The organism is Nocardioides sp. Root240, assembly GCF_001428825.1.
Taxonomy (GTDB): domain Bacteria; phylum Actinomycetota; class Actinomycetes; order Propionibacteriales; family Nocardioidaceae; genus Nocardioides.
Map to the genome: position 1 here is coordinate 258,465 of NZ_LMIT01000009.1, position 18,347 is coordinate 276,811.

At 72.3% G+C, this 18,347-nt stretch carries 22 protein-coding genes and 1 tRNA gene; 19 read left to right on the forward strand and 4 right to left on the reverse strand.

Features of this window, described 5'->3' with window-relative positions; translation table 11 throughout:
• Positions 1 to 49: 49 nt before the first annotated feature.
• The 4 genes from ASE20_RS09215 to ASE20_RS09230 all read left to right on the forward strand — a co-directional run bounded on the left by ASE20_RS09215 (position 50) and on the right by ASE20_RS09230 (position 4,362).
• The gene (locus ASE20_RS09215) at positions 50 to 736 is read left to right on the forward strand and encodes a DUF6758 family protein (protein ID WP_225869029.1); all 687 of its coding nucleotides are present in this window, start codon (positions 50 to 52) and stop codon (positions 734 to 736) included.
• A gap of 89 nt (positions 737 to 825) precedes the next feature.
• Positions 826 to 2,799: a CASTOR/POLLUX-related putative ion channel gene (locus tag ASE20_RS09220; RefSeq protein WP_056894264.1), complete on the forward strand. Its 1,974-nt coding sequence runs from the start codon at positions 826 to 828 to the stop codon at positions 2,797 to 2,799.
• Between the two features lie 82 nt (positions 2,800 to 2,881).
• Entirely contained in the window at positions 2,882 to 3,751 is an 870-nt protein-coding gene (locus tag ASE20_RS09225; protein WP_056894265.1) for a PHP domain-containing protein, read from the forward strand.
• Between the two features lie 2 nt (positions 3,752 to 3,753).
• Positions 3,754 to 4,362, forward strand: a complete 609-nt coding sequence (locus ASE20_RS09230) for a MarC family protein (RefSeq protein WP_056894266.1) — start codon at positions 3,754 to 3,756, stop codon at positions 4,360 to 4,362.
• 157 nt (positions 4,363 to 4,519) lie between these two features.
• Here the strand turns inward: ASE20_RS09230 and ASE20_RS09235 are convergent, their stop codons facing one another.
• Positions 4,520 to 5,281: an SDR family NAD(P)-dependent oxidoreductase gene (locus ASE20_RS09235; protein WP_056894267.1), complete on the reverse strand. Its 762-nt coding sequence runs from the start codon at positions 5,279 to 5,281 to the stop codon at positions 4,520 to 4,522.
• A 48-nt stretch (positions 5,282 to 5,329) separates the two neighbouring features.
• On the opposite strand from ASE20_RS09235, the gene ASE20_RS09240 reads away from it, so the two are divergent.
• Both ASE20_RS09240 and ASE20_RS09245 read left to right on the forward strand, forming a co-directional pair.
• Positions 5,330 to 6,121: a ParA family protein gene (locus tag ASE20_RS09240; RefSeq protein WP_056894268.1), complete on the forward strand. Its 792-nt coding sequence runs from the start codon at positions 5,330 to 5,332 to the stop codon at positions 6,119 to 6,121.
• Between the two features lie 3 nt (positions 6,122 to 6,124).
• Positions 6,125 to 6,868, forward strand: coding sequence for a L,D-transpeptidase family protein (locus ASE20_RS09245; RefSeq protein WP_056894269.1), 744 nt, complete (start codon positions 6,125 to 6,127; stop codon positions 6,866 to 6,868).
• A 324-nt stretch (positions 6,869 to 7,192) separates the two neighbouring features.
• On the opposite strand, the gene ASE20_RS09250 is transcribed toward ASE20_RS09245, so the two are convergent.
• Positions 7,193 to 8,779: a DEAD/DEAH box helicase gene (locus tag ASE20_RS09250; protein ID WP_082612279.1), complete on the reverse strand. Its 1,587-nt coding sequence runs from the start codon at positions 8,777 to 8,779 to the stop codon at positions 7,193 to 7,195.
• A 160-nt stretch (positions 8,780 to 8,939) separates the two neighbouring features.
• Between ASE20_RS09250 and ASE20_RS09255 the strand changes: the two genes are divergently transcribed.
• Both ASE20_RS09255 and ASE20_RS09260 read left to right on the forward strand, forming a co-directional pair.
• Positions 8,940 to 9,641 (forward strand): ferritin-like fold-containing protein, encoded by a 702-nt coding sequence (locus tag ASE20_RS09255; protein ID WP_056894270.1) that lies wholly within the window; start codon positions 8,940 to 8,942, stop codon positions 9,639 to 9,641.
• A 7-nt stretch (positions 9,642 to 9,648) separates the two neighbouring features.
• Positions 9,649 to 10,098, forward strand: coding sequence for a nuclear transport factor 2 family protein (locus ASE20_RS09260; protein ID WP_056894271.1), 450 nt, complete (start codon positions 9,649 to 9,651; stop codon positions 10,096 to 10,098).
• Here the strand turns inward: ASE20_RS09260 and ASE20_RS09265 are convergent.
• On the reverse strand, positions 10,076 to 10,972 hold the full coding sequence (locus tag ASE20_RS09265; RefSeq protein ID WP_056894272.1) for a sterol desaturase family protein: 897 nt from the start codon (positions 10,970 to 10,972) through the stop codon (positions 10,076 to 10,078). The genes ASE20_RS09260 and ASE20_RS09265 overlap by 23 nt on opposite strands.
• A 67-nt stretch (positions 10,973 to 11,039) precedes the next feature.
• On the opposite strand from ASE20_RS09265, the gene ASE20_RS09270 reads away from it, so the two are divergent.
• Positions 11,040 to 11,660 carry a TetR/AcrR family transcriptional regulator gene (locus ASE20_RS09270; protein WP_056894273.1) on the forward strand — a complete coding sequence of 207 codons (621 nt, stop codon included), beginning with the start codon at positions 11,040 to 11,042 and terminating at the stop codon, positions 11,658 to 11,660.
• Between the two features lie 13 nt (positions 11,661 to 11,673).
• On the opposite strand, the gene ASE20_RS09275 is transcribed toward ASE20_RS09270, so the two are convergent.
• On the reverse strand, positions 11,674 to 12,057 hold the full coding sequence (locus ASE20_RS09275; RefSeq protein ID WP_200952754.1) for a YidH family protein: 384 nt from the start codon (positions 12,055 to 12,057) through the stop codon (positions 11,674 to 11,676).
• 124 nt (positions 12,058 to 12,181) lie between these two features.
• Here ASE20_RS09275 and eno point away from each other — a divergent pair, with 124 nt between their 5' ends.
• From eno to ASE20_RS09320, 10 genes are all read left to right on the forward strand, one after another.
• Positions 12,182 to 13,459: a phosphopyruvate hydratase gene (gene eno, locus ASE20_RS09280; protein WP_056894275.1), complete on the forward strand. Its 1,278-nt coding sequence runs from the start codon at positions 12,182 to 12,184 to the stop codon at positions 13,457 to 13,459.
• A gap of 12 nt (positions 13,460 to 13,471) precedes the next feature.
• Positions 13,472 to 14,080: an FtsB family cell division protein gene (locus ASE20_RS24240; RefSeq protein ID WP_082612281.1), complete on the forward strand. Its 609-nt coding sequence runs from the start codon at positions 13,472 to 13,474 to the stop codon at positions 14,078 to 14,080.
• Positions 14,081 to 14,109: 29 nt separating this feature from the next.
• Positions 14,110 to 14,604 (forward strand): DUF501 domain-containing protein, encoded by a 495-nt coding sequence (locus ASE20_RS09290; protein WP_056894411.1) that lies wholly within the window; start codon positions 14,110 to 14,112, stop codon positions 14,602 to 14,604.
• Complete coding sequence (locus tag ASE20_RS09295) at positions 14,601 to 15,539, forward strand: Ppx/GppA phosphatase family protein (protein WP_225869028.1); 939 nt, start codon at positions 14,601 to 14,603, stop codon at positions 15,537 to 15,539. Before ASE20_RS09290 ends, ASE20_RS09295 begins: the two co-directional genes overlap by 4 nt.
• Positions 15,536 to 16,264, forward strand: coding sequence for a uracil-DNA glycosylase (locus tag ASE20_RS09300; protein WP_056894276.1), 729 nt, complete (start codon positions 15,536 to 15,538; stop codon positions 16,262 to 16,264). Before ASE20_RS09295 ends, ASE20_RS09300 begins: the two co-directional genes overlap by 4 nt.
• Positions 16,261 to 16,785, forward strand: a complete 525-nt coding sequence (locus ASE20_RS09305) for a glycine cleavage system protein R (protein WP_056894277.1) — start codon at positions 16,261 to 16,263, stop codon at positions 16,783 to 16,785. The genes ASE20_RS09300 and ASE20_RS09305 overlap by 4 nt, the downstream gene beginning before the upstream one ends.
• Complete coding sequence (locus ASE20_RS09310) at positions 16,782 to 17,360, forward strand: peptide deformylase (RefSeq protein ID WP_225869027.1); 579 nt, start codon at positions 16,782 to 16,784, stop codon at positions 17,358 to 17,360. The genes ASE20_RS09305 and ASE20_RS09310 overlap by 4 nt, the downstream gene beginning before the upstream one ends.
• Before the next feature lie 44 nt (positions 17,361 to 17,404).
• Positions 17,405 to 17,827, forward strand: a complete 423-nt coding sequence (locus ASE20_RS24245) for an HNH endonuclease signature motif containing protein (protein WP_082612282.1) — start codon at positions 17,405 to 17,407, stop codon at positions 17,825 to 17,827.
• A tRNA-Leu gene (locus tag ASE20_RS09315) sits at positions 17,818 to 17,893 on the forward strand. The genes ASE20_RS24245 and ASE20_RS09315 overlap by 10 nt, the downstream gene beginning before the upstream one ends.
• Before the next feature lie 70 nt (positions 17,894 to 17,963).
• Entirely contained in the window at positions 17,964 to 18,272 is a 309-nt protein-coding gene (locus ASE20_RS09320; RefSeq protein ID WP_056894278.1) for a helix-turn-helix domain-containing protein, read from the forward strand.
• Positions 18,273 to 18,347 lie beyond the last annotated feature (75 nt).

The following is an 18,347-nucleotide window of genomic DNA, read 5'->3' on the forward strand; positions in this document are numbered from 1 at the left end:
TGCCCTGAGGTACTTGACGAACCCCGGATAGCGCAGCACGGTGGCGGACATGTCGAGCGAGGAGCAGGGACCCGAGGCGCAGCCCGTCCGGGTCGAGTGCCCCCGTTGCCCCGCGCCCGTCGCCGAGGTCGGTGACGGCTCCTGGTCGTGCCCCGAGCACGGCGTCGTCGTCCCGCTGTGGCGTCCCGTCGGGTCGTCGTACGACGCCTTCGCGAGCCACCTCCGGCGGGTCGACGCGTTCCCGACGTACCTGCCCTGGCCGCTCGGCCCCGGCTGGAGCGTCACCGACTTCGCTGCCGTCGCCACGGCCACCGGCGCCGCCCGCGCCACGATGACCTGCGTCTCCGGCTCCAGCCAGCTCGACGGTCCCGTCGACGTGATGGTCGTCAGCGAGGAGCCCGGTACCGGCCTCGGCGCCCGCATCGCCGGCCTGCCCACCGAGGACGGCGCCGACCGCATCGACCCCGGCCACGAGATCGGCGAGGGCCCCGCTCCCGTCCGGGTCCGCGTCGACCAGTACCCCGTCGGCCTCTGGCCGGTCTCTATCAGCGCGTCGCCGGGGGAGTGGGACCGCTCCGTCCTCGCCGGCGAGGCGGCCGGACGCTGGCTCTGGCTGGTCCTGCGCCCCGCCTCGGCGATCCTGCTGCTGCGCGACGACTGGATCCTGCGCGACGTCTCGGCCACCGGCCCGGGCCTGGTCGCGCTGCCGTTCGGGGGCGCTGCGCCGTCCTGGTGAGGTCCCGGTTCGTGTGAAATCTTCCGCGTTCCGCCACGACCATCGTTTCCGATGGTCCACGATCGCCTCTGACTCGAGGAGGCGACCAGATGGGACGCACCGGCCAGACCCTGCGCCGCAGGACCGCCCAGGCCATCGGACAGCGCACGACCGGCACCGGGCAGGCCGCCGGCACCGGCGTCGGCTGGGCCGCCCGGCTGCGCTACGCCTTCGACAACACCATGGCGCGCGGTACGCCGGCGCTGGTCGCCTGGCTCTTCGCCGTGACGGTGGTGCTGGTGCTGTTCTTCGCGGTCGTCAATCTGGTGCTGGGACTGCGGGACGACCGCCTCGGCTTCTGGGACGAGTCCTTCCAGGCACTGATGCACGCGCTCGACCCGGGGACCGTCGCGGGCGACACGGGCTCGTGGTGGTTCCTGATCGCGATGCTGGTACTGACCATCGCCGGCCTGTTCATCGTCAGCGCACTGATCGGTGTCATCGCGGCCGGCATCGATGCCCGGATCGCCGACCTGCGGCGCGGCCGCTCGGTCGTGCTGGAGTCGGACCACACCGTCATCCTCGGCTGGTCCGACTCGGTGTTCACCGTCATCAGCGAGCTGACCATCGCCAACGAGAGCCGTCGCAAGCCGGTCATCGCGATCCTCGCGCCGGGCGACAAGGTCGACATCGAGGACGAGATCCGGTCGAAGGTCCCCGACCTGCGCGGCACCCGCGTCGTCGTCCGGTCCGGCTCGCCGTCGGACGTCGGTGACCTCGCGCTCGTCAGCCCGGCCAGTGCCCGCTCCGTCGTGGTGCTCTCGCCGAGCCCCACCGGCGGCCCGGACCCGGAATTCGAGCCCGACCGCGAGGTCATCAAGACCCTCCTCGCGCTGCGCAGTGCCGACGGCGGTGCGGACGGCCCTCGGGTCGTCGCGCAGCTGCGCGACCCGGCGAACCTCGAGGTCGCCCGCCTGATCGGCCGCGACCACCCCGGCCGCACCTCGCTCCTCGACATCCGCGAGACCGTCGCCAAGCTGGTCGTGCAGACCTCGCGCCAGTCCGGCGCCGCCGCGGTCTACCGCGAGCTGTTCGACTACGACGGCGACGAGATCTACTTCCTCGAGCAGCACGGCCTCGCTGGCTCGACGTACGCCGACGCGCTGCTGCACTACGAGAACGTGTCGGTGATCGGGCTGAGCGACGGCGTCGACGCGATCCTCAACCCGGCGCCAGAGACGGTCATCGGCGAGCAGGCACTGGTCGTCGTCGCCGAGGACGACTCGGTCCTCGCACGGGCCCCGCGCTCCACGGCCACGGTGGCCGAGGACGCCTTCGCCGCGCCCCACGTCGAGGAGGCGCACGCCACCCACGCGGTGCTGATCGGGTGGAACGAGCGTGCGCCCGTCGTGATCACCGAGCTCGACCGCTACGCGGCGCCGGGATCGACGTTGACCGTGCTGTCGTCGTACGGGGAGCCGGTGGCACCGGCCACCGTGAACCTGGCCGTGACCGTGGTCGAGGCCAGCACGACCCAGCGGGCGGTGCTCGACCAGCACGTCTCTCCCGAGGCCGACCAGGTGCTGGTGCTCTGCTACTCCGACCACCTCGAGGCCGAGGCCGCCGACGCGACCACCCTCATCACCCTGCTCCACGTCCGCGACATCCTGGCTCGCTCGGACAGCAGTACGCCGGTCGTCAGCGAGATGATCGACGACCGCAACCGCGCGCTCGCGCAGGTCGCGGACATCGACGACGTCGTCGTCAGCGGCGAGATCGTCAGCCTGATCGTCACCCAGCTGTCCGAGGACTCGAGGATCGAGCCGGTGCTGGCCGACCTGCTCGACTCCGACGGCAGCGAGATCTACCTGCGCCCCGCCGAGTGGTACGTCGCCCCGGGCCGCGAGATCGCCTGGGCCACCGTCGTCGCGGCGGCGGCGCGCCGTGGCGAGACCGCGATCGGGTTCGCCTCGCCGGGCCTCGCCGAACCGGGGTCGCGCATCGGGGTGGTGGTGAACCCGCCGAAGTCGGAGTCGCTCGTCGTCGAGGTGGGGGATCGGGTCGTCGTGCTCGCCGAGCTCTGACGTCGCCGTACCGGTCGGTGGTGACGACGCTCACCGCGCCTCGGGATCGTTGTCAGACAATCCGCGGCACTAGTCTCGTCCAGTGACGATCGACCTCCACACCCACTCGCGCGTCAGCGACGGCACCGCGTCGCCGCGCGACCTCGTGCAGGCCGCTGCGCGGGCCGGGCTGGACGTCGTCGCGCTGACCGACCACGACACCACCCTCGGCTGGGACGAGGCGGCCGCGGCCGCCGAGGAGGCCGGGATCGGGCTGGTGCGCGGCATCGAGGTCAGCACCCGCTTCCGCGACGCCGGGGTCCACCTGCTCGCCTACCTGCCGGACCCGGCCGACGCTGCGCTGCAGGCCGAGCTGGACCGCATCGTCGCGGGCCGTGAGGACCGCGTGCCGGGCATGCTCGAGCGGCTGCGCGACCTCGGCATCCCCGCGACCGAGGAGGCTCTGCGCGAGTCGGCCGGCGACAGCGAGATCACCGGCCGGCCCCACGTGGCCGACCTGCTGGTGCGTCTCGGCGTCGTCCGTGACCGCGACCAGGCGTTCGCGCAGTACCTCTCCGAGGGCGGGCCGGCGTACGTCGACCGGTACGCCGCCGACCTCGTCGCCATGATCGCGCTGGTGCGCGGCGCCGGGGGAGTGCCCGTGATCGCCCACCCGTGGGGCCGCGGCTCGGCGCATGTGCTGGACGAGCCGGGGATCGTCGCGCTGAAGGAGGCCGGGCTGGCCGGGCTCGAGGTCGACCACCTCGACCACGACGCCCACGCCCGCGACCGGCTGCGCGGGATCGCCGAACGCCTCGACCTGGTCGTCACCGGCTCCAGCGACCACCACGGCACCGGCAAGACCGGCCACGACCTCGGCTGCGAGACCACCGCGCCCGCGCAGCTGCGCCGGATCCTCGACCTCGCCGCGTCCCTCGGCTCACCCACCCCGCTCGTCGGAAAGGCGGTCTGAACATGGTCGAGCACGTGCTGCTCGTCGAGGTCTTCGTGACCCTCTTCGTCATCATGGACCCGGTCGGTACCGTCCCGATCTTCCTGTCGCTCACCGCCGGCCGCAGCCCCGCCACCGCCCGCCGCGCCGCGTGGCAGGCCGTCGCGGTGTCCTTCCTGGTGATCACGCTGTTCGCCTTCTTCGGCCAGCAGATCTTCAACTACCTGCACATCTCGCTGCCCGCGCTCCAGTGCGCCGGAGGCCTCCTGCTGCTGCTCGTCGCGCTCGAGCTGCTGACCGGCAACGAGCAGGAGCACGTCGCCAACGGCGACGCCAACATCGCCCTCGTCCCCCTCGGTACGCCGCTGCTCGCGGGCCCCGGCGCGATCGTCGCCACCATGCTGTTCGTCCAGGACATCGACAGCTGGGCCAGCGGCATCTCGGTCGCGCTCGGCATCATCGCCGTGCACCTCGCCCTGTGGGCCGCGATGCGCTACTCGCTGCCGATCCTCAAGGTGATCCGCGAGAGCGGCGTCCTGCTCGTCACCCGCATCGCCGGCCTGCTGCTCTCCGCCATCGCGGTGCAGCTCGTCGCCGACGCCGTCCGAGCTTTCATCGCCGGCGAGGGCTGAATCCGCGCGCGAGTGGCGCTCAGCACGCACGCTGGCGGCGTTGTCGTCGGTCGACGGCCCGCTTCGCTCAAAGGCCGCCTCCCTCCTCCGCCTTGCCAGCGCACGCGCTGAGCACCACTCGCGCGCGGATTGGGGTGACTACCGAGGCGGCCTGCGGCTACTTGCGGCCCAGGGACTGCAGCCGCTGGAGCCCCGAGCGCGGGACGACCCGGCTGGCGGCCACGATCGCCTTGTAGCGCTTCGACGGGATCGACATCGCCCGGCCCTTGTCGAAGTCGGCGAGGGCCTCGCGCACCAGCCGGTCCGCCTCCAGCCACAGCGGCTTGGGGGCAGAGGAGTCGCGGTCGACGCCGAGCCGCTCGTGGAACTCGGTCCTCACGAAGCCGGGGCACAGCGCCATCACGGTGACGCCCTGCCCGGCGTACTCGTTGTGGGCCCACGCGCTGAACGAGTTCACCCATGCCTTCGCCGCGCTGTAGGTGCCGCGCGGCAGGAAGGCCGCCACGCTCGACACGTTGATCACGCCGCCGTGGCCGCGCTCGACCATGCCGCCGAGGGCCGCGTGGGTGAGCCGCAGCACGGCGCGGACGAGCACGTCCTGCTGGGCCTGCTCGACGTCGACCGGGTTGTCGAGGAAGCGCTCCTTGAGCCCGAAGCCGGCGTTGTTGACCACCAGGTCGACCGGCCGTGCGCGGTCGGCGAGGCGGGCCTCGACGGTCGCCAGCTGGGCTGCGTCGGTGAGGTCGGCGGGGAGCACCTCCACCCCGACCCGGTACGACGTCCGCAGGTCCGCCGCGACCGACTCCAGGCGCGCGGTGTCCCGCGCGACGAGCACCAAGTCGTCGCCCCGGGCGGCGAGCTGCCGGGCGAACTCCAGGCCGATGCCGGCGGTGGCGCCGGTGACGAGTGCGGTCGACATGGCGCCAGTCAACACCAGACGGGGCATCGTCCGGCATGATGTCCCTTGATGAACGCGCAGGCCCCCCGCTCCACCGTCCTCGCTGTCGCCAACCAGAAGGGTGGCGTGGCCAAGACGACGTCCGTGGCGTCCATCGGTGCGGCCCTCGCCGAGCGCGGCCAGTCCGTGCTGCTGGTGGACCTCGACCCGCAGGCCTGCCTGACGTTCTCGCTGGGCATCGACCCCGAGGACCTCGAGCTCTCGGTCCACCACGTGCTGACCAAGGGCACGGCGGTCGACGAGGTCATCATCGCGACCGAGGACGGCGTCGACCTGCTCCCCGCGACCATCGAGCTGGCCCGCGCCGAGGCCGACCTGCTCACCCGCACCGGCCGCGAGCACGTGCTCCGCGGTGTGATGGAGGACCTCGCCGCCGCCGGCACCCACTACGACTGGGTGCTCCTCGACTGCCCGCCCTCGCTCGGCGTCCTCACCGTCGCCGCGCTGACCGCGGCCGACGGTGTGCTGATCCCACTGCAGTGCGAGACGCTCTCGCACCGCGGTGTCGGCCAGCTGCTCGACACGGTGCACGACGTCCGCCGCTTCACCAACCGCGACCTCGCCGTCTGGGGGGTGCTCCCGACCCTCTACGACGGCCGCACCAACCATGCGCGCGCCGTGCTCGACACGATCTCGGAGACCTACGACCTCGAGGTCGTCGAGCCGCCGATCCCGAAGACGATCAAGTTCGCCGAGGCTCCCGCAGCCGGCCGCTCGATCCTCGCGACCAGCCGCAACAGCAAGGGCGCGCAGGCCTACCGTGAGGTGGCCGGTGCCCTGATCGACCGGGCGGCGCGCTGAGTCGTGGGCGCACACCGAGCAGGTCCGCAGGGCCGGCACCGGGCACCGGTCGCCGGCAAGCGGAGGGCCGCCCGGGTCCGGCCCCGCTACGGCCGGATCGCTGCCTTCGGTGCCGCGCTCTCGGTGACCGCGGTCGCGGTCGCTGGCGGCTTCGGCCTGCTGCCCTCCGGGCCTGACGGCGCCGGGGCTGCGGCCTCGGTGTCCCGCACCACCACCCAGGCGCCCGCCGGTTCCCCCACCGACACCCCGACAGGCACCCGCACCGACGCCCGTACGACGACCCCGAGCCCCCTCGCTGACGCCGACGGCCGCAGCCAGGTCGCCGCCGTCAGCGGGTCGACCAGCCTCCCGCCCGCCTCGGGCAAGGGCCGGCGGGTCGTGTTCAGCGAGGGCCGCCAGCGCGTGTGGCTCGTCGACGCCGCCGGCAAGGTGGTCCGCACCTACCTCGTGTCCGGCAGCCTCACCGACAACCTCTTCGAGGGCACCTACGCGGTCTACTCCCGCAGCCGGAACGCCATCGGCATCGACGACTCCGGCACGATGGAGTACTTCGTCCGCTTCACCCAGGGCACGGGCGGCGCCGCGATCGGCTTCCACACCATCCCCGTCGACGACGGCAAGCCCGTCCAGACCCTCGCCCAGCTCGGCACGCCCCGCTCGCACGGGTGCATCCGCCAGGAGCGGGGCAACGCGATCGCGCTGTGGGAGTTCGCGCCGATCGGTACGACGGTCGTCGTCACCGCCTGACGGGCGCCGGGAAGGGCCCTTCTGGCGTCCTTGACCCCGGGGCCCTGTCGGTCGGCTCGGCGGCGCGGTTGTCGGCGCGGTTGTCGGCGCGGACCTCGTCCGCGCCACCACCCCCAAGCCGGCCGCAACCCGGCCGCCGGACCCGACCCACCACCCGACTCGCCCCGTCGCTGCCGCCTGCGAACCCCATCACCGACCGACGCAGCAGCGCGCCGGCCATCCCGGAGGGCGACCCACGGATGCGTCACGAGAGCCAGGAAAACGCCGATCGGCGAGGATCGGACCAACCAGGTTGGTCCGATCCCCGCCGATCCGGGACGTTGCTCAGGCGGTCTGCGTCTCCGCGGCGCCGCTCTGCTGACCGGTCTGGCCGCCGCCGGCCGGGCGACGGCGACGACGGCGGTTGCGGCTGGCGCCGGCGGGGCGCTCGGAGCCCTCGCCCGCGGGCGACGTGGCGTCCTCGGCCGGAGCGGCGGCCGTGGCCTCGCCCTCGACCGGCTGGCCGGAACGGGTGCGGGTGCGCGTCCGGGTGCGGTTGCGGTCGCCGCCGGAGCGACGCTCGCGGTCGCCGGAGCGCTCGCCACGCTCGCCACGCTCGCCACGCTCGCCACGGTCGGCCTTGGGAGCCGGCGGGGCGGGCGGGACGATGCGGCCCTTGGTGCCCGGGGCGATGCCCTGGTCGTGGAAGAGGTGCTCGGACGTCGAGTAGGTCTCGAGCGGCTCGTCGAAGGGCAGGTCGAGCGCCTTGTTGATCATCTTCCAGCGGTGCACGTCGGTCGCGTCGACCAGCGTGATCGCGATGCCCGAGGCGCCGGCGCGGCCGGTGCGGCCGATCCGGTGGACGTAGGTCTTGTCGTCCTCGGGGCAGGTGTAGTTGATGACGTGGCTGACGCCGGAGACGTCGATGCCGCGGGCGGCGACATCGGTGGCGACGAGCACCCGGATCTTGTCCTCGCGGAACTTCGTCATCGCCTTCTCGCGCGCGACCTGGGCCATGTCGCCGTGCAGCGGGCTGGCCTTGAAGCCGCGCTCCACGAGGTCGTCGGCGACACGCTGGGCCTGCCGCTTGGTGCGGGTGAAGACGACGACCTTGTCGGCGTCCTCGGCCTGCAGCACGCGGCCGATGATCTCCGGCTTGTCGAGGTCGTGCGCGAGGTAGATGAACTGAGCGGTGGCCGGCACGGTGGCGTTCTCGTACGACGACTCCGCGCGGATGTTCATCGGGTGCCGCATGTGGATGCGGGCCAGCGAGACGATGGCGGCCGGCATGGTCGCCGAGAACAGCATCGTCTGGCGGGTCTCGGGAGTGAGTCGCAGCAGCTTCTCGACGTCGGGCAGGAAGCCCAGGTCGAGCATCTCGTCGGCCTCGTCGAGGACCAGTGCGTGCACGTGGGAGAGGTCGAGGACCTTGCGGTTCGCGAGGTCGATCAGGCGACCGGGCGTGCCGATGACGATGTCGACGCCGGTCTCGAGGGCCTCGATCTGCGTGTCGTAGCCGACGCCGCCGTAGATCGTCAGGACGCGCAGCCCGCGGTCGCGGCTGGCGATCTCGATGTCACTGGAGACCTGGAGCGCGAGCTCGCGGGTCGGTGCGACGATCAGGGCCTGCGGCTTGCCCTGCGGGATCTCGGCGTAGTCGGGGTCGCTGGGCGCGACGCTGCGCTGGATGACGGGGATGCCGAAGGCCAGGGTCTTGCCGGTGCCCGTGCGGGCCTGGCCGATGAGGTCGGTGCCCATGAGGGCGACCGACAGCGTCATCTCCTGGATGGCGAAGGGGTGGGTGATGCCCGCCCGGTCGAGGGCGTCGCAGATCAGCGGCATCACGCCGAGGTCGCGGAAGGTCGGTCCCGGAGCGGTCTCGGTGGACGCAGCGGTGGTGTCGTTGGAAGTCAGTGTTCTGTTCGCTTTCATGAGTGTCGTCGGCCGTTTCGGCAGGCGCCAGAATCAAAGCGGCCGATTCACACTCAGCCGCGCACATACGTGGGCAGGTTGCCCGGGCGGTGCCGGTCCGTCATCAACGGGGAGTCGGACTGGCTCTCGCCACCCATCATTCTACTTGTAGCCTGCGGGCATGGCTGAATCCGCCGATGCGACCCCCCTGACCGCTGACGCCGACCCGGCCTACCGGGAGGCGGTCGTCGACCTCCTCGCCGCCATCGCCTACGGCGAGATCTCGGCCTTCGAGCGCCTCGCGGAGGACGCCAAGCTGGCTCCCAGCCTGGCCGACAAGGTCGACCTCGCCTCGATGGCGAGCATCGAGCTGACCAAGGTGCACGCGCTGTCCGACCGGATCCGCTCCTTCGGCGTCGACCCGTTCGCCGCGATGGAGCCCTTCCGCGAGCCGCTCGACGAGTTCCACCGCCACACCGCTCCGGCCGACTGGTACGAAGGCCTCGTCAAGGCGTACGTCGGCGACGGGCTGGCCAACGACTTCTACCGGGAGATCGCGGCCTACCTCGACCCTGACACCCGCGACCTGGTGATCACCTCGATGGAGGAGGGCACCCATGCCGCCTTCGTCGTCGACCGCGTGCGGGCCGCGATCGTGAAGGACCCCCGCCTCGGCGGTCGCCTCGCGCTCTGGGGCCGCCGGCTGATGGGGGAGGCGCTCACGCAGGCCCAGCGGGTCGCGGCCGACCGCGACGCGCTCACCGCACTGCTCGCCGGCGGTGTCGACCGCCCGGGGCTCGACCTCGCCGCCCTCGGCCGGATGTTCACCCGGCTCACCGAGCGGCACATGGCCCGGATGGGCGAACTCGGGCTGGACGCCTGAGCGCGCCGTGGGCTCCGCGGACGACGCCCGAGAGATCGAGCGCCTGCTCTACTCCTACGCCGACGCGGTCGACGCGGGGGACCTCGCGGCCGTCGGTGACCTGTTCCGCGACGGCCGGGTCTGCGGCGAGACGCCCGACGGCCCGGTGACCCTGGCCGAGGGGAGCGAGGCCGTCGAGGCGTTCTACCGCTCCCTCGTCCGGATGTACGACGACGGCACGCCGCGCACACGGCACGTCACCACCAACGTGGGCGTCGACGTCGACAGCCGTGCCGGGACGGCGAGCGCCGCCTCGACGTACACCGTCTTCCAGGCCACCGACGAGCTGCCGCTCCAGGCCATCATCGTCGGGCGCTACCGCGACACCTTCCGGCGCACGCGCGGCCGGTGGTGGTTCGAGAGCCGCACGATGCGCGCCGACCTGACCGGCGACCTCAGTCAGCACCTGCTGCGCTGAGCCTCGCCGGGTCGCGCGTCGGCTCCCACCCGGGCGGCCCGAACAGGTAGCCCGCACGCTCGCGCCAGCTCGTCGCGCTGCGCACGTTGCGGGTGATCTGCGCGTAGTCGCCGTACTGCAGCGCGAGCAGGTTGTAGGTCTCGACCTTCTTGGTGAGGCCGTAGGTCGGGCGGTGCAGCTCGGGCTGGAAGGTGCCGAACATCCGGTCCCAGATGATCAGCATCCCGGCGTAGTTCTTGTCGAGGTACTCCGGGTCGGAGCCGTGGTGCACGCGGTGGTGGGAGGGCGTGTTGAACACCAGCTCGATGGGCCGCGGCAGCTTGCCGATCGTCTCGGTGTGCACGAAGAACTGGAAGACCAGGTTGACGCCGAACGCGACGTAGATCGTCCAGGGGGAGAAGCCGAGGAAGGGCAGCGGCAGCCAGAAGAAGAACTCGAACCAGGGGTTCCACTTCTGCCGCAGCGCGGTGCCGAAGTTCATGTACTCGCTGGAGTGGTGGGCCTGGTGGGCCGCCCACCCGACGTTGACCCGGTGGACGAAGCGGTGCGAGCCGTAGAAGCCGAGGTCGACCGCGACGACGACGGCCGGCCAGTACCACCACGCGTCGGTCGGCAGGTGGAAGGGCGCGAAGTGCACGAAGACGAGCGAGTAGACGAGGAACGACCCCACCTTGAACGCGAGCGTGAACACCAGCGAGACCAGTCCCATCGTGAGGCTGGTGCGGGTGTCCTTGCCGAGGTAGCCGGTCGGCGGCTTCGGGTCGTCCTCGTGGTCGAGCCACCGCAGGGCCGCCAGCTCGATCAGGATCGTCAGGAGGAAGAACGGGATCGCGTAGGTCACCGGGTTCTTCATCGGGTCGAGCAGGTCGTGCATGGCATCTCCTTGAATTGACTCGTGGGTAAGTTACCACGCGGTCAATTCAAGCGCTAGGGTGATCCCCATGACCTCGGTACGACGCTCGGGCACCAAGGGCGTGGCGCGCGCCGACCGCGAGGAGCAGATCCTGGAGGCCGCGGGCCGCGTGTTCGGGGCGCAGGGCTTCGCGGCGACCTCGGTGGCCGACGTCGCGCGGGCGGCGGGCATCTCCAAGCCGCTGATCTACAACTACTTCGGCTCCAAGGAGGGGCTGTTCGAGCGCTGCCTACGCGTCGCCTCCGAGCTGCTGGTCGGCGAGATCGAGCGGTCCGCGCAGCTCGGCGCCGTCGGGCTGCAGCGGGCACTCGTCACCCTGGACGGCGTCTTCCACGTGCTCGACGACCGGCCCTGGGCGTGGGCCGTCGCCAACGACCCGACCGCTCCCGACGTCGACGGCCTGGGGGACCTGATCGGTGCCTACCGTCGCCGCCTCGAGGAGCTCGCCCGCGAGGGCGTGGGCGAGCTGCTCACGATCGCCGGCGACGACGACCAGCTCGACCTCGACGCGATGACGTCGGTCTGGAGCAGCGTCTTCGCCTCGCTGGTCACCTGGTGGTGCGCGCACCCCGATGTCTCGCCCGAGGCGATGAGCGAGCGCTGCGAGCGCCTGTTCGGCGCCGTGTTCGGCGTCGGGCTCGACGCCTGAAGTGACGGCGCGGTCAGTGTCCGACCAGCGTGGAGACGAGCGCACCTGCCATCAGTAGCCCGATGGCTGCGAGCACCACGATCCCGCCGGTGAAGCCCGGCAGGTCGCTGTTGGTCCGCAGGGCCGTCTCGGTGCGCGTCCACCGGTGCCAGCCGACACCGAGGGCGACCCCGGCCACCGAGACCAGGCCGAGCGACAGCAGCAGCCGCGCGGCGACCGAGAACTCCAGTGCGGGGGAGCTGACCGCCACGGCGCCCGCGACGAGGGCGAGCGACGTGCGGACCCAGGCCAGGAAGGTCCGCTCGTTGGCGAGGGAGTCGCGCGCCTCGGGCTCGTGCCCGGCGCCGTACACCCGTCGGGGGCGGCGCGAGGAGCCTGCGCTCTCGGAGGTGGTCACCGGACAAGTGTGGCGGTAGCGCGTGCCACACGCCCGGGAACGCGCGGTGGGCGCTGCCCGGAACCGTCCCGCACGACCACTAGTCTGGTGCGCGACGTCCCCCGTACCGGAAGGCACATCTGAAGTGGCAGCCATCGAAGCCGTCGGCGCTCGCGAGATCCTCGACTCCCGCGGCAACCCCACTGTCGAGGTCGAGGTCCTCCTCGAAGACGGATCGTTCGCCCGGGCCGCCGTGCCCAGTGGCGCGTCCACCGGTGCCTTCGAGGCGGTCGAGCTGCGCGACGGCGGCGACCGCTACGTCGGCAAGGGCGTCCAGCAGGCCGTCACGGCCGTCATCCAGGTGCTCGGCCCGGCGATCGAGGGCCTCGACGCCGCCGACCAGCGCCTGATCGACCAGACGCTGCTCGAGGCCGACGGCACGCCCAACAAGGCCAAGGTCGGCGCCAACGCCATCCTCGGCGTCTCGCTGGCCGTCGCCCGCGCCGCGGCCGACTCGGCCGACCTCCCGCTCTACCGCTACGTCGGTGGCCCCAACGCCCACCTGCTGCCGGTCCCGATGATGAACATCCTCAACGGCGGGTCGCACGCGGACTCCAACGTCGACATCCAGGAGTTCATGATCGCGCCGATCGGCGCCCCGACCTTCCGCGAGGCGCTGCGCGTCGGTGCCGAGGTCTACCACGCCCTCAAGTCGGTGCTGAAGGACAAGGGCCTGGCCACCGGCCTGGGCGACGAGGGTGGCTTCGCGCCCAACCTCGAGTCCAACCGCGCCGCCCTCGACCTGATCGGCGAGGCGGTCGCCAAGGCCGGCTACGAGCTCGGCAAGGACGTCGTCCTGGCCCTCGACGTCGCCGCGTCGGAGTTCTTCGAGGAGGGTGGCTACGCCTTCGAGGGCGCCACGAAGTCGGCCGACGAGATGATCGCCTACTACGCCGACCTCGTCGCCAACTACCCGATCGTCAGCATCGAGGACCCGCTCAACGAGGACGACTGGGACGGCTGGAAGGCCATCACCGACGCGCTCGGTGACAAGACCCAGCTGGTCGGCGACGACCTGTTCGTGACCAACGTGGAGCGCCTGCAGCGCGGCATCGAGGGCGGCCAGGCCAACGCGCTGCTGGTGAAGGTCAACCAGATCGGCTCGCTCACCGAGACCCTCGACTCCGTCGAGCTCGCGCACCGCAACGGCTACCGCTGCATGATGAGCCACCGCTCGGGCGAGACCGAGGACACCACGATCGCCGACCTCGCGGTCGCGACCAACTGCGGCCAGATCAAGACCGGCGCCCCGGCGCGGTCCGAGCGGGTCGCGAAGTACAACCAGCTGCTGCGCATCGAGGACGAGCTGGGCGACGCCGCCCGCTACGCCGGCGCGGCTGCCTTCCCCCGGTACAAGGGCTGACGGAGCCTGACCGTGGCCGACGAGCGCCGTACGTCCCGCAAGCCCGGCCGCCCCGCATCGGGGCGGTCGGGGCCGCGGTACGCCGAGCGCCTGAAGGCCGAGCGCAAGCAGGCGGCCCGCGACCGTGAGGCCGCCCTGGTCCGCGCCCGCGCCGAGCACGAGCGCAAGTCCCGGCTGACCGGCCGGGCCGCGATCCTGGTGCTGGTGCTCGCGGTGCTCGCCGTGTCGTACGCCTCCTCGCTGCGGGCCTACCTGCAGCAGCGCGGCCAGATCGACGCGCTGCAGGAGCAGATCGACCAGCGCGAGGCCAACATCGGCGACCTCAGGCGGGAGAAGGAGCGCTGGCAGGACGAGGAGTACGTCCGCCAGCAGGCCCGCGCCCGGTTCGGCTACGTCCCCAAGGGCGAGACGCCGTTCGTGACCGTCGGCAAGGACGGCCAGCCGCTCGACGCCTCGGCCGAGCTCGGTGACCCGTCGACCGTGGCGGACCCCGACGACCAGGCCTGGTACGTCGACGCGTGGGCCTCGATGAAGGTGGCGGGCGACCCGCCGACGAAGGTGCCGGCGCCCAAGGACGAGATCCAGGCGCCCAAGGAAGACCTGAAGGACGCTGACGAGTGACGACCCAGCGCGAGACGGACGAGGCGGTCATGGCCGCGCAGCTCGGCCGGCCGATGCGCGGTGTCGCCGCGATCGGGCACCGCTGCCCGTGCGGCAACCCCGACGTGGTGACGACCGAGCCGCGGCTGCCCAACGGCACGCCCTTCCCCACGACGTACTACCTCACCTGCCCGCGCGCGAGCTCGCGCATCGGCACGCTCGAGGGCACGCACGTCATGAAGGAGATGCAGGACCGGCTCGGCACCGATCCCGAGCTGGCCGCGAAGTACCGCGCCGCGCACGAGGCCTACCTCGCCGACCGCACGGCGCTGGCCGAGGCCGGCGGCTTCGAGGTCCCCGAGATCGAGGGCATCTCGGCGGGCGGGATGCCCGACCGCGTCAAGTGCCTCCACGTCCTCGCGGGCCACGCGCTCGCCGCCGGACCGGGCGTGAACCCGCTCGGCGACGAGGTGCTGGAGATGCTCGGGCCGTGGTGGGAGAAGGGTCCCTGCGTCACGGTCGACGAAGCCGTCGACGGCGAGTGAGCGCCGACCAGACGGTGACCGACGCGACCATCGCCGCGATCGACTGCGGCACCAACACGATCAAGCTGCTCGTCGGCAACCCGGCCGCCGACCCCGACGGGGTACGACGGGAGAGCCGGATGATCCGGCTCGGCCAGGGCGTCGATGCGACCGGGCTGCTGGCCACCGAGGCGCTCGACCGGGCGTTCGCCGCGATCGACGAGTTCGCCGGCATCATCCGCGAGGCCGGGGCGGAGCGGATCCGCTTCTGCGCCACGTCCGCGACCCGCGACGCCGGCAATGCGGCCGAGTTCGCCGAGGGCGTCGTCGCCCGGCTGGGCATCGCGCCCGAGGTGCTGTCGGGCGAGGAGGAGGCCCGGCTGGCCTTCGACGGCGCCGTGCGCGGCATCGGCCACCACGTCGCCGGTCCGGTGCTGGTCGTCGACATCGGCGGCGGCTCGACCGAGCTCATCCTCGGCGACCCCGCGACGGGCCCCACCGCCGCGCACTCGATGGACATCGGCTCCGTGCGGCTGCACGAGCGGCACGTGAGGCACGACCCGGTGGACGTCGTCGAGATCGCTGCGATCGTCACCGACATCGACGCCGCGCTCGCCGACTGCCCGGTCGATCCGGCGGCGGCCGCGACGGTGATCCTCGTCGCCGGCACCAACACCACGATGGCGGCGGGCGTCCTCGACCTCCCCGTCTACGACCGGACCCTGATCCACGGTCGCGAGCTCGCCGTCGCCGACGTCCAGCGGCTGGTGGGCCGGCTGCTGGGCATGACCGTCGAGCAGCGCCGGGGCCTCGGCTGGATGCACCCCGGTCGCGCCGACGTGATCGACGCGGGCGCACTGATCGTCTCGAGGGTGCTGGGCGACCTCGCCGTCCCCACCGTGACGGTCGCGGAGACCGACATCCTCGACGGGATCGCCTGGTCGCTGCTGCGATGACGGACCCGGCGGAGGCGATGGCGCGGCTGGACGCGCGCATCGTCCGCTGCCGCAAGTGCCCGCGGCTGGTCGCCTGGCGGGAGCAGGCCGCGCGCGAGAAGCGGGCGGCGTACGCCGACGAGGACTACTGGGCACGTCCCGTCCCCGGCTTCGGCCCGCCCGACGCACGGATCCTGGTCATCGGGCTGGCGCCGGCCGCGCACGGCTCGAACCGGACCGGCCGGATGTTCACCGGCGACCGCTCGGGCGACTGGCTGTTCGCCTCGCTCTTCCGTGTCGGTCTGGCCAACCAGCCGACGAGCGTCGCGCGCGACGACGGCCTCGAGCTCACCGGCGTCCGGATGGCGGCGCCGGTCCGCTGCGCACCGCCCGCCAACAAGCCGACGCCCGAGGAGCGCGCGACCTGCGCGCCGTGGCTGGACGACGAGCTGGCGGTCCTGGCGCCGTCGGTGCGGGTCGTCGTCACCCTCGGTGCGATCGGCTGGTCGGCCGCGCTGCACGCGTTGGGCAGCGCCGGCTGGTCGGTCCCGCGACCCCGCCCGCGCTTCGGACACGGCGCCGAGGTCCGTCTGCAGCCGGCGCCGGGTGCTCGGCGTACCGAACTCGTGGTGCTGGGCTGCTTCCACCCCAGTCCCCACAACACCTTCACCGGTCGGCTCACCGAGCCGATGACCGACGAGGTCTTCCTCCGCGCCCGGACCCTGGCTGGGATGATGGCCCCGTGAGCAACGACCTGTATGCCGTCACCGTCCTCGGCCACGACCGCCCCGGCATCATCGCCGAGACCACGGCGGGCCTCGCCGGGCTGGGCCTCAACATCGAGGACTCGACGATGACCCTGCTGCGCGGGCACTTCGCGATGATGCTGCTCTGCCGCGGCGCCGTCGAGGGCTCCGCGGTCGAGTCCGCCCTCGCCCCGCTCGCCGTCGGTGGCGACCTCGACGTGTCGGTCCGCCCGGTCGCCGAGGGTGCCGCCTCCGGTGCCGGTGGTACGGCGTGGGTGCTCACCGTCCACGGTGGCGACCGTCCCGGCATCGTCTCCGAGGTCGTCGGCCAGGTGGCCTCGGCCGGGGGCAACATCACCGACCTCACCACCCGTCTGGCGGGGGAGCTCTACCTGCTCGTCGCCGAGCTCGACCTGCCCGTCGGGTCCGACGTCGCCGCGGTCGAGGCCGGCATCCGTGCCGCCGCGGAGCGGGTCGGCGTCACCGCGACGCTGCGCCCGGTCGAGGCCGACGAGCTGTGACCGACGCGGTGAGCCCCGAGCAGGGGAGCGCCCGCCTCGCGGCCTGGACCGAGGCGGAGCTCGGCGTCGAGGGCCGCGTCCTCGACGTCGTCCGCGCCCCCGCCGGCGTCCTGTCCGCCCGCGGCGACGACGTCGACCCGACGTCCGCGGAGACCGTCCAGCTCGCCGCCGACCTCGTCGCCACGATGCGCGTCAGCCCCGGTTGCGTGGGCCTGGCCGCCAACCAGGTCGGCGTCGGCGTCCGCGTCTTCTGCGTCGACGTCACCGAGCACCCGAAGTCGCGCACCCTCCACGGCACCTTCGTCCTCTGCAACGCCGAGGTCGTCGAGTCGAGCCGCAACGAGAGGGCCCGCGAGGGCTGCATGAGCGTCCCGGACTTCACCGGCGACGTGAAGCGCGCCTCCCGGCTCACCGTCCGCGGCTTCCTCCCGGGCACGGGCGAGGAGGTCGTGTTCGCCACCGACGCCTTCGAGGCGCGGGCACTGCAGCACGAGATCGACCACACCGACGGGTTCCTGTTCCTCGACCGGGTGGCCGGGGCGCACGCGATCCACCCCCGGCAGACGTACCTGTGAACTGTTGACGGCGTGCGACGGCCGTGGCAGGCACAGTGCCTGCCGTGCCGGGACGGAAGCGACGCTGGAGCGACGAGGAGCTGGAAGCCGCCGTCCGGTCGTCCTTGTCGCTGGCCACGGTTCGCGGTGCGATCGCCGCGTCCGGGCTCGACACGTCGCACTTCGGTGGCCAGGCCTGGAGCAAGGGGATCGTGAGGGGGCCACGGCGACCCATCGACGACTATCTGTCCAACAGGTTCCCGATCAGCTCCTCCAACCTCAAGATGCGTCTGGTTCGCGAAGAGATCTTCGTGGCGCAGTGCAACAAGTGCGGAGGTACGGAGTGGATGGGGCAGCCGATGCCGTTGGAGCTCGAGCACAGGGACGGCAACTCGTGCAACAACGTTCTTGCCAACTTGGAGCTGCTGTGTCCCAACTGTCACGCTCAGACTCCGACCTGTCGGAGTCGCAATCGCAAGCGGGCGTAGGCCAATGGCGAGCCGGGGACCTTAAAAGTCCTGTCGAACGTGTGGGTTCGAATCCCACCGCCCGCACCTCTTCTGCCCACAGCAGAACTCTCCCGCGACCCCGCCGGAGCGCGCCCGGGCCGACCTACGATGAGGCATGGCTGAGGACCGGGACGACACCGAGCCGCTCTGGCGGGACCTGCTGGGCCGGCAGCTGCGCCGGATGCGGCGCGAGCGGGGCGAGACGCTGACCGAGACCGCGCAGCGGGCGGGCATCTCGCCGCAGTACCTCTCCGAGATCGAGCGCGGCATCAAGGAGCCCAGCAGCGAGATGATCGCGGCCGTCGCCGGCGCGCTCGGCACCTCGCTGCTGGACCTCACCTCGCGCGTCGCCGAGGAGCTGTACGTCGTGCGCCCGGCGCCGGCGCTGCGCCCGGTCTCGACCGCGCTCGCCCTCGCCGCCTAAGCGACGCTGTTTCGGGGGCTCCTGGGGCGGCCGCGCGGTAGCCGACCGACCCCCGGCGTCAAGGACGTCGCTGCG